Source organism: Sporosarcina sp. Y1009 (assembly GCF_057669865.1).
The window spans coordinates 32,733-46,276 of record NZ_JBYHFO010000024.1 but is presented as its reverse complement, the minus strand read 5'-3'; the positions used below and the strand labels follow the sequence as shown (position 1 = coordinate 46,276).

General features: G+C 37.2%; 20 protein-coding genes. 2 read left to right on the top strand and 18 right to left on the bottom strand.

The features are described from left to right. Positions 1 to 164: 164 nt before the first annotated feature. The 10 genes from AC25Y1_RS18395 to AC25Y1_RS18350 form a co-directional block, all read right to left on the bottom strand. Positions 165 to 770, bottom strand: a complete 606-nt coding sequence (locus AC25Y1_RS18395) for a tetratricopeptide repeat protein (RefSeq protein WP_488149463.1) — start codon at positions 768 to 770, stop codon at positions 165 to 167. Continuing rightward, positions 767 to 1,231, bottom strand: coding sequence for an NUDIX domain-containing protein (locus tag AC25Y1_RS18390; RefSeq protein WP_488149462.1), 465 nt, complete (start codon positions 1,229 to 1,231; stop codon positions 767 to 769). Before AC25Y1_RS18390 ends, AC25Y1_RS18395 begins: the two co-directional genes overlap by 4 nt. 65 nt (positions 1,232 to 1,296) lie before the next feature. Further along, positions 1,297 to 1,923: a class I SAM-dependent methyltransferase gene (locus tag AC25Y1_RS18385; RefSeq protein WP_488149461.1), complete on the bottom strand. Its 627-nt coding sequence runs from the start codon at positions 1,921 to 1,923 to the stop codon at positions 1,297 to 1,299. A 152-nt stretch (positions 1,924 to 2,075) separates the two neighbouring features. Beyond that, positions 2,076 to 2,618, bottom strand: a complete 543-nt coding sequence (locus AC25Y1_RS18380) for a cysteine hydrolase family protein (RefSeq protein ID WP_488149460.1) — start codon at positions 2,616 to 2,618, stop codon at positions 2,076 to 2,078. A 46-nt stretch (positions 2,619 to 2,664) separates the two neighbouring features. After that, entirely contained in the window at positions 2,665 to 3,225 is a 561-nt protein-coding gene (locus AC25Y1_RS18375) for a GNAT family N-acetyltransferase (RefSeq protein WP_488149459.1), read from the bottom strand. An 11-nt stretch (positions 3,226 to 3,236) separates the two neighbouring features. After that, positions 3,237 to 3,632, bottom strand: coding sequence for a VOC family protein (locus AC25Y1_RS18370; RefSeq protein WP_488149458.1), 396 nt, complete (start codon positions 3,630 to 3,632; stop codon positions 3,237 to 3,239). 21 nt (positions 3,633 to 3,653) lie between these two features. Then, entirely contained in the window at positions 3,654 to 4,250 is a 597-nt protein-coding gene (locus AC25Y1_RS18365) for a protein kinase (protein WP_488149457.1), read from the bottom strand. An 18-nt stretch (positions 4,251 to 4,268) separates the two neighbouring features. Further along, positions 4,269 to 4,754, bottom strand: coding sequence for a tetratricopeptide repeat protein (locus AC25Y1_RS18360; protein ID WP_488149456.1), 486 nt, complete (start codon positions 4,752 to 4,754; stop codon positions 4,269 to 4,271). Positions 4,755 to 4,862: 108 nt separating this feature from the next. After that, positions 4,863 to 5,324, bottom strand: coding sequence for a hypothetical protein (locus AC25Y1_RS18355; RefSeq protein ID WP_488149455.1), 462 nt, complete (start codon positions 5,322 to 5,324; stop codon positions 4,863 to 4,865). 51 nt (positions 5,325 to 5,375) lie between these two features. After that, positions 5,376 to 5,567 carry a hypothetical protein gene (locus tag AC25Y1_RS18350; RefSeq protein ID WP_488149454.1) on the bottom strand — a complete coding sequence of 64 codons (192 nt, stop codon included), beginning with the start codon at positions 5,565 to 5,567 and terminating at the stop codon, positions 5,376 to 5,378. Positions 5,568 to 5,658: 91 nt separating this feature from the next. Here AC25Y1_RS18350 and AC25Y1_RS18345 point away from each other — a divergent pair, with 91 nt between their 5' ends. Next, positions 5,659 to 6,327, top strand: coding sequence for a hypothetical protein (locus AC25Y1_RS18345; RefSeq protein WP_488149453.1), 669 nt, complete (start codon positions 5,659 to 5,661; stop codon positions 6,325 to 6,327). Between the two features lie 57 nt (positions 6,328 to 6,384). Here the strand turns inward: AC25Y1_RS18345 and AC25Y1_RS18340 are convergent, their stop codons facing one another. From AC25Y1_RS18340 to AC25Y1_RS18305, 8 genes are all read right to left on the bottom strand, one after another. Continuing rightward, positions 6,385 to 7,230, bottom strand: a complete 846-nt coding sequence (locus AC25Y1_RS18340; RefSeq protein WP_488149452.1) for a class I SAM-dependent methyltransferase — start codon at positions 7,228 to 7,230, stop codon at positions 6,385 to 6,387. 4 nt (positions 7,231 to 7,234) lie between these two features. Then, entirely contained in the window at positions 7,235 to 7,666 is a 432-nt protein-coding gene (locus AC25Y1_RS18335; RefSeq protein WP_488149451.1) for a cytidine deaminase, read from the bottom strand. Positions 7,667 to 7,697: 31 nt separating this feature from the next. Then, positions 7,698 to 8,069 (bottom strand): DUF4181 domain-containing protein, encoded by a 372-nt coding sequence (locus AC25Y1_RS18330; protein WP_488149450.1) that lies wholly within the window; start codon positions 8,067 to 8,069, stop codon positions 7,698 to 7,700. After that, positions 8,066 to 8,815 carry a VirB8 family type IV secretion system protein gene (locus AC25Y1_RS18325; protein WP_488149449.1) on the bottom strand — a complete coding sequence of 250 codons (750 nt, stop codon included), beginning with the start codon at positions 8,813 to 8,815 and terminating at the stop codon, positions 8,066 to 8,068. Before AC25Y1_RS18325 ends, AC25Y1_RS18330 begins: the two co-directional genes overlap by 4 nt. Positions 8,816 to 8,899: 84 nt before the next feature. Continuing rightward, on the bottom strand, positions 8,900 to 9,265 hold the full coding sequence (locus tag AC25Y1_RS18320; RefSeq protein WP_488149448.1) for a DUF4181 domain-containing protein: 366 nt from the start codon (positions 9,263 to 9,265) through the stop codon (positions 8,900 to 8,902). A 158-nt stretch (positions 9,266 to 9,423) separates the two neighbouring features. Further along, a complete protein-coding gene (locus AC25Y1_RS18315) occupies positions 9,424 to 11,106 on the bottom strand; it encodes a DUF2207 domain-containing protein (protein ID WP_488149447.1) in 1,683 nt (560 codons plus the stop codon). A 278-nt stretch (positions 11,107 to 11,384) separates the two neighbouring features. Further along, entirely contained in the window at positions 11,385 to 12,047 is a 663-nt protein-coding gene (locus tag AC25Y1_RS18310) for a hypothetical protein (protein WP_488149446.1), read from the bottom strand. A gap of 216 nt (positions 12,048 to 12,263) precedes the next feature. Then, positions 12,264 to 12,818: a helix-turn-helix domain-containing protein gene (locus tag AC25Y1_RS18305; protein ID WP_488149445.1), complete on the bottom strand. Its 555-nt coding sequence runs from the start codon at positions 12,816 to 12,818 to the stop codon at positions 12,264 to 12,266. Positions 12,819 to 12,924: 106 nt separating this feature from the next. Between AC25Y1_RS18305 and AC25Y1_RS18300 the strand changes: the two genes are divergently transcribed. Next, positions 12,925 to 13,509 carry a LysE family transporter gene (locus AC25Y1_RS18300; RefSeq protein WP_488149444.1) on the top strand — a complete coding sequence of 195 codons (585 nt, stop codon included), beginning with the start codon at positions 12,925 to 12,927 and terminating at the stop codon, positions 13,507 to 13,509. The last annotated feature ends 35 nt before the right edge of the window (positions 13,510 to 13,544 follow it).

Genomic DNA, 13,544 nt, shown 5'->3' with positions numbered 1-13,544 from the left:
CGCCCACCTATCCTTATCGTTTAACTCAAGTTTTGAGGTGGGCGTCTCACTGCCCGTTAATGCGGGATAAAGCCTGAAGACTCGACTTGTTCGATTAGAATTACTAATTGTTTTGCATCACTCGGTTCCGCAGCTCTAATTATCAATTGCATGTCCCACTTTCACTATAAATTAGTATCTTTTCTATGTGACAACCCAAGTGCAAATTCCAATGCAACTTCTGTCGAATCAATTAATGAACGAATACCTTTTACCTTTCTGATTTCTAACGCTGCGCGAAAGCATACGATTGCATCTTTAACATTATTTAATTCTAAAAGACATTTTCCTTTATGTTGTAATGCAAAATCTGTATAAGATTGCTTTTCTGTTTCGGTACATAACGTCAAAGCCCGATTAAACTTCTCCAGTGCATCTGTATGTTTATTTTCATATTTCAATGCTTCTCCTAGGCGAATTAAGGAGATGATTTCTCTAGTACGATCGTCCTCCTCAACGGCATGTTTAAGGTTTAACGCTAGGTAAGTAATGGCAATCTTGGGTTCCCCATAGATCCTATATAAATTTCCTATTGTCCCATAAAGGAAATTCTCATCATCTCTTGTAATTAAGTTCGTAGGCTGTAATCGTTCTAATAATGCTTCAGCTTTATCAATCACTTGTTTGATTTTAGCGGGATTAGAAGTTTTTTCGCGAAGGAATTGATTTGAATCGAAATAGATGGTTTCATTTAGTAAAATGAGCTCTTCTTTTATATTAGATAAACTCAATTAATATCACCTAAATAGGTCGGAGGTTTCTCCCCGTTAAAATAATTGATTAAATACTTTCTCATTTTTTGAGGATAGAGCCTATGTTGCAGCAGTTCAGCTAAAGACAGCCAATCCACGCCAATTTGCCCGACATCTGGAGATATTCCATTTTTGATATGCTCGTTTCTTTCTATTAAACTGCATAAAAACATGAATTCCATTTGATGAACTTGAAAATCGAACGCTGCATGTTCATGATTTTTTCCGATATATTCGCGAATACAAATCATATCCCCAATCTCTATTTCTTCACCAATTTCTTCAACGCATTCTCTCTTTAATGTTTCATGAAGTGTTTCGCCATGTTCTTGTCCGCCTCCGGGTAAAATGAAATAATAGCCGTCCTTATCCTCTTTTTTTATTGCCAACAACTTATTATCCTGAATAATGACTGCTTTTGCTGAATTTCTTATTGCCATTTTGATTCCTCCTATCAATACAGGCACTGTTCTATATAAGTGAACAGTGCCTGTTTAAAATATTTTTATCTAGTTATGATGAACACGCCACCACAATGCGAGATTGGGTGAAATTCGGATGTACAAGCATCACCAAGTGCTGAATGAATTTCATCTGCAACAAAATAAAATTCATCACCATCCCAATATCCAGCACTCTCTTGCCTGCATTTTTCAAGATCTTCACGTGTTTGAAAAGCGATATCGCCAATGAAAATCTTTCCGTTATCACTTAGTAAAGGAAGAAGATTTTGAATGAATGTGATTTTGGCTTCATCTGTTAAATGGTGCAGTGCATAGGTGCTGACAATTGCATCATATTTCTTGGTTAAAATTTCATTAGGTATACCATTTGAAATATCCCACTCGATTAAATTCGCCTGTGGCATTTTGGATTGTGCTATCGCTATCATTTCGCTCGAGAAATCTATCCCGTCTACTTGATGCCCATTTTCGTATAGTTTGCTCGTTAACACGCCCGTACCAAATCCGATATCCAATATCTTAGATTGGTCAGTTTGCATTACTTCATTAAAGATCGTATTTAATATTTTTTTATAGCCAGCGAATGGATATACATTACTTTCTTCACTCACTTGTACCGTTTGATCGTACTCATTCGCCCATAAATCGAAACCTTGCTTGTTTAGCATTAAATGCCCTCCTAGTAGTAGAACGACTAGCGAGCATTCTATTCACTCGATTAGTCGCCCATCATATCTCCATAGCTTCTCTGTTGTTGAACCGTTGTATTGTTTTTCATAATAAACTCCACCTTTCTTAGTTACTACAATATTACCATAATTCACAAGTGACTGAAAGACTCATCGAACAAAATATCCTTCGTTTCCTTAGGCATTGCAAACCATCTTAAAACTTGATTATGATGATTGATGATCTGCTTGGCGGAAAGTTCCGAGGAATCCCAAGTGCTATGCGCATCGGCGACCAGTGTCACTTGATACCCTAAACTAAACGCCCTTCTACAAGTCGTGTCTACACAAACTTCGCTTTGAATACCTGTCAGTACCAAGTGTTCGATATTCTGCTTTTGAAGTTGGGTATGTAAATCTGTCTTGTAAAAAGAGTCAGGCGTCGTCTTCTGAATGATATTACTCGGTGAAGTTGGTCTGACTTCAGGATGAATCTTCCAACCTTCAGTCCCCTTTTCTAATACGCCGCCAATCATCGCATTGTGTTGAATATAGAATATTGGAATGTTATGTTTTCGAGCATCAACGATAAGTTGCTTTATATTGAAAAGAATTTGGTCTGAATTGTATACGGAATCTTCTTTCATGAACATACCATTTTGAACATCAATAATTAATAGCGCAGTCTTTTTCATATTAAACCCCCACTCATTTTTTACTAGCATGAATCTTTCAGGAATCTCAATCAACGGCTGTTTTGTAGTAAATTGAAAAGTCAGTCCATCTATCATTTTCAAAAGAAAACTTTTCTCTCACACATTCGAACTGAAAACCGGTTCTTTCTGCCAACTGAATAGACGGTTTATTATCAACGTTAATATGCAATTCAATTCGATGAAAGCCCAATGTCGAGAAAAAAACTTTCGTTGCAGCCAATACACCTTCAGTCGCATAACCGTTTTTCCAAAACTGATTGTGGATGGAATAGCCCATCATCGCCCATTGATAGTCACCGCGTAAAATTTTTGTTAGTTCTAGCTTTCCAACATTAACGCCATCTTCTTTTCGAAATAGACCCAAAATATACATATCATCCTTTTCAGCCATTTCACGAAAACCAGTAATCCATTTAACAAACCATGTTTCTGTGGATAATGGCATATCCAAAGGGCGACCATCATCGTATTTGTATTGCGATGGTAAACGATTGTCATACTGTTTGTACCAATTCATAAAGTCTTCCTTTTGAAAGGGACGTATGATTAATCTTTCGGTTTCTATGTACAAATCCAATTGCTTCAAAGAATCCCTCCTTATGGGGCTACCAATTCAACTTTTATGCGATCGGGATCTTCGAAAAAGACGGCATAATAATCTTTCCCGCCGGCGTATGGATGCCTATCGGTATAAAGTATCGTAACGCCCATTGCCTTTAACTTCTGAGTCATATCATCAACCTGCCCGCGTGAAGCTGCATGGAACGCCAAATGATTAAGACCCACTCGACTTCTATGGTAAGAAACATCTAGAAATCGTTCTTCCGTTTGTACAAAAACGATATACGTTTCACCAAGCCGCCAACTCTTTCCACCATCCCACTTTTGGAACACATCATATCCCAATTCTTCTAAGAACCAACTCCAAAATTCAACCGTTTTCTTCAAATCAGATACATTAATTTCTACGTGATGAAGAACTCCTTTTGACAATCTAACTCCCCCTCAACAATCTTACTCTTTTCCACAAGTTAAACAGCGCATGACCTGGTCCTTTTCACCGTACATACGAAGTTCTTTTTTTAAGCCACAGGTATCACATACTTCAATTTCGATTTGCGGTACTTCTCCATTTTCAGCAGCTGGAACCCATGAATTTTCATAAAGGGTTTTACTCATTCCATAGTCAATCAACACCAACTCATTTTTATTATTTAGTCCGTAATTGCTGCTATCCCTAATATCAAACACATCTAATTTAGTGTCGAGTAGTTCTAGACATTCTTCAAACTGGTTAGGCAAGTCCCAAAAACCTACCCGCTTATTTATGTCAAAGGATTGATAATCGTACATGGGTAATTCTTTAAAATAGTGTTGAATGCACACTTGTTTATCCACATAATAAGTCGGTGCAAAAATGTCACCAAAACCGTTTTTCTCCATATATGTATAAATTTCGAGCTCCCGTTGAGATTGCAAGTACCCGATTTCATGAAGATTTATTTTAAGAACATAATTTTGCCAACGATATACTTTTCTCGTAGATCCTATTCCAACGAAATTATTCTCTACACAAAAAGACTGCCAATCATGAACTAGCTCTGCAATCACAATAATCCCTCCATTAGACTAAGTCCAAGTTTGATCTAATTTATCTGAATAAAAGCCAATCGCTTTCTTATAATCTAGTATTTCTTCATTCTTTGTGGTACTTATCAAAGAGTTCAGTAATAACTCCATTGCACGGCCGTGCTCTTGTAAATTGTATAAAGTCATCGCATAAAATACTTTAATCGCTTCATTGTTTGGGTACAAATCAATTCCCTTTTGAAATACTTCTCTAGACTTTTCATATTCACCTAATGTCCGGTAAGTGCTCCCTAATCCTATGATGGCACCTTCCAAGTCTTTTCCTGATAATCCGAGTTGGATAGCCTTTTCATAAAAAGGCACTGCTTTTGATTCCAAACCTAACACATCAAAACTCCACGCACATTGATAATTGATGAATGCATCATCGGGATATTCATCTACTAACTTTATAAGCAATTCGTTCGATTCCTTTTGTTTACCTGTTTTCCTCATTTCAATTGCCTTATCTATTTCTATTTGCATTGAGCTCGCCTACCTATTCTTCCTAATTGAACTAATATTACCACAACTCTGTACGAATTTTTACTAGAATATTAAAAAAAGTCGCCGAAGCAACTATGAAATGTGTATTTATTCTACTTCGATAGCGAAACTATAGAAAGCATCACCATGGGACACGTTCTTTTCCTTTTCATCAGTCCACCATACGCCATAAGTGTAATAATAAACGCCTTTTTCCGTTGGTCCTGTAAATTGATTATTTTCCATCTTTACATCCTTACTATCGTTACCATTAACCATCTGTCCCATATGGACCTCATTTGGCTTTGGGTTATAGTCCATTACGATGGTTATTTTCTCACCTGGTTTTATCTTTACAGGATCTGTGCCTTCTAAAATTTCCGGTGGCCCAACGGTATCTACACACGTATTTTTCCAACAATAACTACCAAGCACAGTTTCATACGTTTCGCCTTCAATTTCCACAACCGTTTTCGGGGGATTTCCCCCTGACATTGACTTATCATTACTTGAACATCCCATCAAATTACTCCCTAGAAACAGCACTAGTAGTAACAACCACTTATTCATACAATCCCCCCATTTATTGAGTAGACGAAATTGTTGTTGTTAAGTTACTCTTTAGCTAGATTTGATTTTAATGACATATGTTTTCGCAATGATATCGTATAGGGATTGTTTCTTTTTCGTGAAAATCGCAGTCAATATATAAGCAAACATGAGTCCATAAATGACCACACCAATTAGAGAGTAACGTATGAGTATATAATCAATTAGAAATGCTTTAAAACGCATTAGAAATGTGGCATTCATATACTTTACCTCCTCATTGATTCATATTAATGAATTATGTAGGCAACGCAGTAATATTTTGGTAAAATAAAAGAAAAACAGGTGGTGCAATATGGCGTCGAATCATAAATCTCCCGGTATCTCAAATACGCTACAAAATGTTTTATTATTTATTGCCGGTGTCATTCTTACAATCATTCTTCTCATACTCGAATTGCAAACTTGGCTTGTTTTCGTGATTATTTTAGGACTTTCATTTTCCATCTTCACAATTCGACCGATGTATCTCATTTATAAATCTAAATCACTTCCTGCAATCGATCGTTACGTAATTAAAAATCGAAAAAAACCGATGTTTGGAAATGCTTATGCATTGGCGCATGGCGATAATCGGGATATCGAAGACTCTTTAAGACGGATTTTGAAAAAGTATAAACAAAAGGAAATGCAAATCATCTACGGTGCAAATCTAGCACTCCACCAAAATGATGCAGATGCTATATTTAATTTCGCCGAAAAAATGACTAGAAAAGATTATAAAGAATATTATCTAGGTGCCGCTCATGTATTGAAGGGTGATGAAGAGGAAGCTAAAAAAGTCCTAGCGAATCTATCAACGCCTTGGATGATTCACTCGTCAAACGCATCCATCGCTCTTAACAATAAAGACAGGGAGACATTCCGTTCAGAAGCAGAACAATCTAAAGAAAGCGCTGCGGGTTTACAAAGATACACTTTGCATCATATGTTTGAACGAATGGAAGAAGAAAACTTTTCGTGAATAAATTTAGGGTGTGACATCAAAGTCACACCCTATTTTTATACTTTCACCATTACGCTAGTTCGCAACAAAAGCATAAGTAGACATTGGTTTTACATCAATATCCTTTATAGACTCCTCCAACAAATTCACTTCAGACTTAATCAACGTTTTCAGTTTTTCTGGCAGATCTTTTATTTCACTTAATTCAAAATCGTAGTCAGTTAATGTCTGATAGATTTCCCATTTGGCGTCTTGGAGTTCAGGGGATGATATGGATTCATCTGCAACAATGGTCCAGCCTGTGTTTTCGGCTAACGTTTGACTATCATTTGGCGTAAAGAGTGTACGTACATTGGAATGACTGTTCTCTTTAAAGCATTCATACTGCGCTTGTAGTAGGATTGCTAAAAAATGTGGGTATTGCTCAATTGATTTGATGCGCGGGTCCCACTCAGCGTAACACAGCTTCGAACCCCACTTCCTAGTTTTCCGAAACACTTCAGTGAGCTCCTCAAAAGACTTGAAATACCAAGAGCAGTGAGAGATTACAATATAGTCAAATGATGCTTCTGGGAAATCTACTTCGGGTGAAAGGATATCAATTTCGAAATCCATTTTCAGTTGCTTTCCCAACTTTGATTTTCTTAGATGATCAGCAGAATCCCCTAAAGTTATAGGTGCTCCGTAATCGGGTGATGCAATATCAATTCCGTGTACAAAACCTGTTTCTCCGACGAGATATGCCAATACAGCCGTTGTATCGCCTTGACCACAACCGATTTCAAGTACTCTACTTCCCTCTTTTATTCCCCAGAACTCCGCAAGCTTTAGCCGGTGTTCTGTTTGAATCGTTTGTATTGTTGAATCGCCGCCGTATATTGGCATACAGCTGACAATTGCATTTACTGCGTTTTCATTCATAAAGTCACCCCTTCTCTATCGCATCCCATTTTTCATTAAATTCCTCATAAGCTGCGCTCCAGTGATAAGGTTGAACTTCCGACAATTTCTTGAAAACTATATTTTCAGGTTCAGTTACTGCAACTTTGACACTTGGCCCCCAGTAAAACAATCTTTCTTGACAGATACCACAAGGGGTAAGGATTTTGAATGCTGATTTTTCATCATCTCGAACAACGCATATTGAATGTGTAATTTTCTTATTCAATTTATGTGCTTCTAATATTGCGCCTGTTTCCATACATAATTCTGTCGATGCATTGATTACTTCTGGTGCAACACTTGTAAGTATAGAGCCGTCTTCTAGGGCCATTGCAGCAACACCGCCCCAGCCTGTTGGGTACCTTTTCTCAATAAGTTCAATTGCTGCTTCATATAAATTTTGCTCAGTTTTCATGATATTTCCTCACTTAACGTTTTATTTACGTTCAATAATACAACACGAATCCGAAAATGATGATAAATATTGTAAAGATGATTGCACCGGAAATTTCTTGAATCCATATATTGGCACCTCTATTATATTTCCATTGTATGAATCCACGGATGAATGAAATGACAATGAAAAATAGAAATAGAACAAGTAATACATTAAATTCATCATACTTAATAACCAGAGTTGATAAAATGACTAGATAAAGAATGAAACAAATCGTCAATAAGCTAAATTGTACTCTCTTAACTGGCTTGCTAAGGGGGTTGCTCTTTCGATCAATATTATATTTTCTTTTCACATAGGATTCAGTGAAGACCGCAATAACAAATAACAAAATACATATAATAATGATCAGTTCCGTCATGATTCGATGCCCCCTATTCTCCGCTTGTTGTAGCTAAGCTTTATTGCAATCACCAACAAAATAATTCCTGTTAAACTTGTAAAGTAAGGATAGAAGAATGGAAAGACTAAGCTAGGGGAACCTTTTAAAATATCCGTGTGATGGCCCATTGCTATCAATCCAGTATTTGTGAAATTAACAATCTTTACTCCTAATGGATTCTTCCTTCTTTCCTTGTAAGTCATCTTTTCTTCATTTATGTTGCCCTCTGGAGAAATCGTAATTATCTTCCATTCCCTTGAATCATACATTTCATCATCTGCTAATCGTTGGACAATTTTCACTAGATTTTCGTCACTTTTATGATCATGAACTGTTACAATATCGAGCCAAGAAAAGTACCGACTCCCCCGGTCACGATTGGATAGCCATATTTCATCAGCGGTTGAGATTTCCTTGTCATTTACATACAAGTGCACTTTTACAATGTCTCCGGGAGGAACGCCTTCCTCCCTATCCCATAGGGTGCGTGATCCCTTTAAACCCGTTTCTTCTTCTTTGATGGTTATTTTATGTTCACCTACGACTAATTCATCAACATCCACAATGCGTTTGAAACCAAACTCATTTGTGTAGGCATGGTTTATGACATAGCGGTTTTTTATTTTCATATCAATTATTGTTTCACGGATGATCCCGAACATTGGACCGAACGATAGGACAAGTAGTAGAAGTGAAATAATGGACAAAGATATGATCTTTTTCACTTTCTAAATCCCCCCTAACACCGGATTATAGTAATAGAAACCATTATTTTATTTCTCGGTTCTTTCTTCAGTTTTGAGTCTTAATTAATACACCATTAACCCAATAACGATGAAAAATATTGTAAGGATGATTGCACTGTAGATTTCAAGAATCCATACATTCGCATTTCTATTATATTTCCATTGCATGAATCCACGGATGAACGAAATGATTATGAAAAATGGAATTAGAAGAAACAATACATTGAAATCATCGTATGTGAAAATCAAGGTAGATGAAATTACTAGATAAATAATCAAACAAATCATCAGCAAGATAAACTGACGTTCCTTAATTGGTTTGCTTAGGGGGTTTCCCTTTCGATCAATATTATATTTTCTTTTCACTAAGTATTCCGTGATGAATCCAATAAAGATAAACAAGATGCCCGCAATAATTAGTTCCTTCATAATTAAACACCCCTTATCTTCCGCTTATTGTAGCTAAACTTTATTGCAATCAACAACAAAATAATTCCTGTTAAACTTGTTAGCAAAAGATAAGCCAGGATACCCCTTTAAAATATCCATCCGGGATTGGTGCAGTTAACACGTTTAACCCCTAGCGTTTAAAAAGCTCCAGATCCACCGCCGCCTCCGCCGGATCCTCCACTACTGGAAGAGGACGTTGAAGAACCACTTGAATCGACGTTTGCGTTATTATTGGCACTTGTAAATGAATTGGTCATGAACACCGGATTATAGGAAAAGAAACCATCATTTGTCTGTGCGGTTCGATTTTCGGCAGTTGCAAACTCAGTAAATTGATTCATAATCCTTTTGTCGCCCGTTCCAACAGCGAATGTGTAAGCCCGGAATTTATCATCCTTATCGAGCTTATTCCATTCATTTAAATCTAAATGATTAAATGCTTGACGGAACTGTTTCCACTCTTCAAATACTCGGTGACCTTCCAAATTACGCGACCTGTAAAAAATCGCAAATAGCCACGTAGGAATTGCTAATAGAATTGCAATCGACATGAGCATAAATAATTCATAACGCCCAAATTGAATTGCACCAACGACAAATACAGCACCCACTCCAACCAATAACCAGCGAATCATCGGTGTCTTTTCAATGAAACTATGTTTTTTCACTTCTCCTATAATACCTGTTCTCCAAGCTGTTAATAACTTGCTATATGTCGTATGGTTCTTGTTGTTTTTTGTATATGTTTGCAAATCGGCAATATCAAAGTGTTGGCCGTCACCGACTTCATCAAACAATAACTCAATTAACGCGGATTCATGGGCATGTTCTACATCGCGGTGAATCAGTTCAAATTGCTCGTCAGATAATTGCTTGACAACGCCTTGTCGAACTAAATCAAGTAACGCCGCAGCCGTAGCGCCTGGTGATAATACGCCACTGTTTGAATAATAGATGGTGGCTGGCATACTCAGTTTTTCTTTTGGAACCATTGATTTCCTAGTTTTTAATTCTTCATTTACAGCTAGCCTATAACCTTGTCTCTTCCTATGCATTGACCAGAAAAGGACAGCAAGAAGGATGCCACCAATTGGCACACCGAACATCCCGAATTGGTTCATTTTCTCTTGATTTTCTGTAAATTGTTTAAGTTCATTCTCTAATTGACTTTTTTCCGACCTCAATACATCACGAATCTCCCCATTTTGTACAACGATTGATGGGAACAATTCTGGCTCGTAGACAACGCGAATTTCTCCGTTTTCTCCGGATGAGACATCGCCTAAAAGAAACTTTACAATCCCGTTTGACTGGAGACGTCCCTTTTCATATGCCGAATCATACCCGAGGTAAAGCACGTCATGTGCCGCCGCAGGAGGATGAACGATGATCGTCATTTGCCCATAATCTGTTTCATTTCTTTCATCGAAAAACGGCCAATAAAACTGTGCACCGTCCTCGTATTTCTCCATCGCATTTATAATTTGATAACGCATTTCTACTATAATTGTTTCATCTTTTCCAGACCTGAAAATTTTATATGTTCCTTTTTCACGTTCAACTTTAAGGGGAGTGCCATTTTCATAAGCCTCAAAGTCAGCTATCGCTGCACTTTTTTTCGTGACGATCTCACGCGTGACTCCGTTAAATTTACTTTCGAAGACATATGTATGTTTTTCAACGACATCTGCATCGCCGTTCGGTTGTAGATGCGCTTCAATAACAACATCTGATATTTCAAAATCAACCGCGAATGCTGCGGTCGGTATAAGTAGTAAAACTATGAGTATAAATGCTGGAACAATCTTTTTCCAACCCATCGTCATCACCTCTTCCTACAGTACTTTACGAAACTAGAAGCGAAAAAGATTCAAATTATATGAATCTTTCGGATGCCTTGCACTCTCTTTAAGCACGTGGTGGATTTGCTTGCACAAAAACTTGTTTGCTTGCACTCATTGGTCATTTGCTTGCACTAACTTGTGTTTGCTTACACTAACCCGCCGTTTGCTTGCAACTCGGGACTTTTGATTTAGACGAAAAATAAATTCTAGCAAGCAAAAACGCTCAGAATTTTTCTCTGAGCGTTTTGAGATGATTATTGATGAATAGTTAGCAATTTAATTAGTGCGATGATTTTTTCATCATCACCTGTATCAATGGATACAGTCTCTGTATCTTCAATAATTTCTATGTAGAATTTTTCACCAGCAGGATACTGGCCATCCCAACGTGAAGGAACGTTATATACATTAATCGTCCCATCCCCATTACCACTATAAGTTACTGATCCATCTACTAAACGACCGCCCATTAGCAGCGTAACGTCTTCTGGATAGCTAGCACTGGTTTCATCATCAGGATTAAGTGGTGTACCCGCTGGAATATGTTTAACATACAACCCATCTAAATCTTGATTTGGGCCGAGTTGCAGCCAAACTCTAGCATATTCGATTTCTTTACTAGAATACTGGGATAGCATTTCTTTGTCATTCTTATCGCTATTATTTTCAGATGAGGTACTATTCGAATCATTATTAGATTCAGATTCCCCTGAAGATATATCATTTGGATTTGTTTCCTCTAGCTCACTTGATGATGCACTTTCATCAGCTTCGGTTGTATTTTCTTCTGCCGATGAATTATTTTCAGAAGAACCCGTCGCAGCTGCTTTATTTGGATTGTCAGAACATCCTACTAACACACCTACTATCAATAATAAAGCAACATTGAAAAAAAGAATCCTTATTATCTTTTTCACTCGTCAAATCATTCCTTTCATTATCTTCAAACCAATTAAAATAAATATTCATAAAAAATTTACCTATCTGCACTAGTTTAACATAAAATTTCCATTTGTCTTCAAAATAGTAAGTCTCCGAATATTTGTCGAACAGTCTCATCTAGGGTCTTTTTGCTCGCCAGTCAAGACTTTTAATTCGGAAAGAAAAACCCTATTCTAGAAGAATAGGGTCATTTATGAAGGATAATGAATCGTCATACTCAGTCTAGTCAGTATATCGCCAGGATTCGAATAGGTATGCGGTTTGTCAGCTTTGAATCTAATTGAATCGCCGCTATTTATTGTATAGTCATTGTCATTTACATTGATAGTTAATTCACCATCAAAAATGGTTAAAAATTCTTCGGTTCCGTCTTTATGTGCGTCCGCACTTAGAAACCCGCCTGGTTCTATTTCGACTGTATACACTTCGAAGCGTCGAGTATCTTGGAATGGAAAATAAGGATAAACTCGATATTTTCCGTTGTCTTCAGCTAATGGTTGTATCTCGCTTTTTAAAATGATATTCGTGTCTGGTTGCGGATTATTTATTAATGAGGTAAATGATATTTTTAAGCCGTTTGCAATTTTCCAGATGGTTGTAATTGTAGGACTCGATTCGCCCCTTTCAATTTGACCAATCATTGTTTTACTCACTCCAGTAAGTTCAGCGACCCGCTCAAGGCTTAACCTTTCGACCTCTCTATAGGCTTTCAAGTTTTTGGCGATGATAAGATTGATTCCTTCCATAATTAACCCCCCTTTACAGTATAACGTATGGATTGTACAATAAAGCGTAATACGTTATAACGACTACTTAGGACATTGTACCATACAACTTTAAGGGGGTTCTAACATGCCAGTCGTATCTATGGTCATCTATGCTGTGGTTGCTAGTTTTACACCGGGACCAAATAATATCATGTCTTTACTATTCGCCAATCAATACGGATTCAAAAGGACGGTTCGATTTTGTTTGGGTGTAGGTACGGGCTTCTTTGCCCTCTTATTACTAAGCAGTTATTTTAATTTACTTCTAAAAAACTATATTCCAAAAATCGAGTTCTTTATGGCGATCGTGGGAATGGTGTATATGCTATATCTTGCATTCATCATAATTCGGAGTAAAGGGGATAGCGAAGATCCGAATGGCGGAAAATATAATAGCTTTGTTGCGGGCTTATTTTTACAATTCGTCAATCCAAAAGCCGTACTCTATGCACTTACCGTCGTTTCTACTTTTGTATTGCCTTACCATACAAGCCATTCTAGCTTATTATTTTATTCAGTCGTACTTGCTATCATCGGATTTATGGGCACATTCAGTTGGAGTATCTTTGGATCGCTTTTCAAAAAGTTCTTAGCAAAATATAGAAGTCAATTTAATATTGTGATGGCGCTATTGTTGGTATATAGCGCGGTGTCGATTCTTGTGAGGTGAAGGCAGATATAACATTTCTAGAATTAACTTGCTAT